At 54.3% G+C, this 3,107-nt stretch carries 2 protein-coding genes; both read right to left on the bottom strand.

Annotation, left to right across the window (positions count from 1 at the left end; translation table 11 throughout):
- Positions 1 to 220: 220 nt before the first annotated feature.
- Entirely contained in the window at positions 221 to 1,498 is a 1,278-nt protein-coding gene (locus ABX962_RS33725) for a type II secretion system protein (RefSeq protein WP_372726061.1), read from the bottom strand.
- A gap of 119 nt (positions 1,499 to 1,617) precedes the next feature.
- Entirely contained in the window at positions 1,618 to 3,048 is a 1,431-nt protein-coding gene (locus ABX962_RS33730; protein WP_372726062.1) for a type II secretion system F family protein, read from the bottom strand.
- Positions 3,049 to 3,107 lie beyond the last annotated feature (59 nt).

Raw genomic sequence — 3,107 nt, forward strand, 5'->3', positions numbered from 1 at the left:
CGAGTCGATGGACGCGGCTTCGGTTCTAACCGCGATGCTTGTTCGTTCACGCAGAACGTCATTTTGAATCGCTCAATTGTTTTCTAGGATAAGACGCGTCATGCGTTAAGTCGGGTCATCTTTCGCTCAGCGAAAGAACCGTCAGGCAGGTCGCTCGCATCGGCGATGCGACTGCATCTGTGTTCCTTATTTGGCTGCCACGCAAAGCGGCACAAAAACACTACGGCAATTCGTTGCCAAGGATACTGCTGTCGCAGAAGTTGGTGTTGTTGTCCAGTTGGGCGTTCACCCCAAAGATTCGCGAACTGACACCGTACTCGGCTGTCATGACATCGTCGTCTTGATATTTGCCGATCGAGGATGCGGTGACGCCGATCGTGGTGTTAGCAGAACTGTGTGTAAAGAAAGGGTTGTAATAAATGCCAAGAGGGAATACCGAGATCCCATGTGCCGCAGCCCCCACACCGGTGCCTGACATCGTGCCGCCGTAGTTGCCGTCGCGTCCACCGGAGATAAGTTGAAAGGTATTTTTGTTGGCGAATTCCAACACAGTCCCTGCAACGGTGCTGCCTTGGATCGTGGTCGGTGGAGTCGTATCGATCGTGGTGCTGGCCATCGGTCGCGCTGCGCCCACATCCGCAAGCGTTGCACCGCCCGCGGCAGGACAGTAACAATTAATCGACGCGACAGGTTGAGACGCGTACCAGACCGGTGCGCCCGATGTGTACACCGTTCCAAATGCGGTGTCATACGTTCGCGAGTCAAAGTAAGCAAACGGAACCGACGAGTTTTTGGGAGTGTAAACCGGGAACGGATCCGCTAGAGCAAAGAAGCCTAACGCATTGCTTCCATCGTCGGACGAGGTCGCATTGCCACCGGACACCGTCACCGAAAGCCGCACCATGTCCAACGTTCCGCCATCACGGTCGGTGTTGTATTGGTACTGCAAATAGTCGCTGTTGGTGGCCGTGCCGGTGACGTAAGGGTCAGTGCCGCCGGTTGCAAGAACCAGTGGTCCGCCGACGCCGGTGAAGGGACGCTGGATATCCTTGCTGAATCCACCTAAGCAGAAAACCAAGGCTTCGGCACGATCGATCGCGTGGGGGTAGTGTGAATAGCTAGTGTTGGTCCGAGGATCTGTCGGGCCGCCGCCAGTGTTACATCGCGCGCCGGAGGATGTCACGTGCGTGAACTGTGCCAAGATCCGCAGCTCGTTATCGTTGATCCGTGGAAATGCTTTTCGAAAGTGACGTTCGACAACGTCCCAGTCCGAAAAATCAGGCGGATAGTCATGATACTCCTCACTGTAACGCTGCACCAAGTCTGCAATCGTTCCAAGTTCCATCTTGATCGCGGTATCGCGGGCCGTGCCCACCGCGTTGTTGATCGCCGGGATGGCGATCGCGGTCAGAATGCCGATGATCGTGATGACCACCAAGATCTCGACCAGCGTGAAGCCGTGACGCGCCGCTTTGACCGGATTGTTGTGACTGCTCATGACGTTTCAAAAAGGAATAGAGATTAGTGGTTTTGGTAGGGGGTCTGGTGTAGGTGGTTCGCTGGATGTTCGACTGGCGGGCCGGAAGACCCGCAAGTCGATCGAGGTGCCAGCGGCAACTAGCTCAATCCGGTAATCAATTCGACCAGCGGCATAAACAAACTGATCACGATAAAGCCGACCGCACAGCCGAGGAACACGATCATGATCGGCTCCATCAACGCGGTTAAGCTGTCGGTCAACGTTCGCACTTCTTCGTCATACGTGTCGGCGACCTTGTAAAGCATCGTATCGAGCTCGCCTGTCTCTTCGCCGACGTCGACCATGTTGACCACCAAGTCGCTGATGACTTTTGATTTGATCTTGGTGGCGTACCACAGTCCCGATAACACGCCGCCGCCAATGATCATGTAAGTCGACATCATCATCAGAGCGCCGACCATGCCGGCTTCGTCAATCTTGCTGCCGCGTGCGGTTATCGCGACCGACATCACCATCACGCCCGGAAACATGCCAAACAGCGCCCAGAAAAACAGCGCCATCGGGTGGAATCCCGGTTCGCTATGTTCGGCAAGCGGCTTGCTGATCACTTCACCTTCGCGGATCTGTTCGTTGGTCTTAGTAAAGATCCGTTCAAAAACCGCGTTACCGGCGGTTTCACGTGTGATGTTGATCGCTTCCAAAATCGGCACCCCGCTGCTGATCAAAGTCCCCAGCGTTCGCGTCGTCCGAGCAAGAATGTTCTTTTCGATCAGCCCGCCAAAGACCGGCACCTTCAAAATGAAATTGTCAAACCCGATCCGCCCGTGCCTGAATTTCCGAACCAACTTGACGAAGATCAAGAAGCAAACCGGCATCGCAATCAACAGGAACCAGTAATGCGCGATGTAGTTGCTCATCGCAATCAACAACAATGTCGGCAGCGGCAACGTTAATCCGAACTCGTCGAACATCTTTTCAAACGTTGGAACGATGAACAACATGATGAACGTCAGAATCAAACATGCCACGGTGACAACCACGCAAGGATAGATCAGTGCCCCTTTGACCTTCTTTTTGAGTGATTCCGCCCGCTCCATGAACTCCGCCAACCGCTGCAAAATGGTTTCCAAAGCACCGCCGGCCTCGCCCGCTTTGATCATGTTCACGTACAGTCGGTTGAACACCTTGGGCGACTTTGCCATCGCTTCGCTAAGCGTCGAACCCCCTTCGATCTCTTCGCACACGGACTGCAACGCGTATTTCAATCGGCCTGGTTTTTCGTTGTTCTCCAAAATCTTCAGCGACCGCAAAATCGGTAGCCCCGCGTCCTGCAGAATCGATAATTGACGCGTGAATGCACAGATGTACTTGCTTTTGACTCGGCCGATCGAGCCACGCTTTTTCTTGCCTGCCGCCTTCGCCGCTGCCTGTTTCTTGACGGAGATCTTCGTGACGAAGTACCCCATCTGGCGTATCGTGGTTTGCGCCTCTTCTTCGTTGGCCGCATCGATCTCATCCCGGATCTCTTGTCCGGTCGCGTCCATCGCTTCGAATTGATAAACAGGCATGATGGATGTTGGAGGTTGAAAGGTTTGAATTAAGTTGCAAGTCGTAGCGGAAATCGCCA

The organism is Novipirellula sp., assembly GCF_041583735.1.
GTDB lineage: Bacteria > Planctomycetota > Planctomycetia > Pirellulales > Pirellulaceae > Novipirellula.

What these genes read in the sequence shown, in the direction of transcription:
- ABX962_RS33725 (WP_372726061.1), bottom strand. Translation starts at nt 1,498, where the DNA reads ATGAGCAGTCACAACAATCCGGTCAAAGCGGCGCGTCACGGCTTCACG.
- ABX962_RS33730 (WP_372726062.1), bottom strand. Translation starts at nt 3,048, where the DNA reads ATGCCTGTTTATCAATTCGAAGCGATGGACGCGACCGGACAAGAGATC.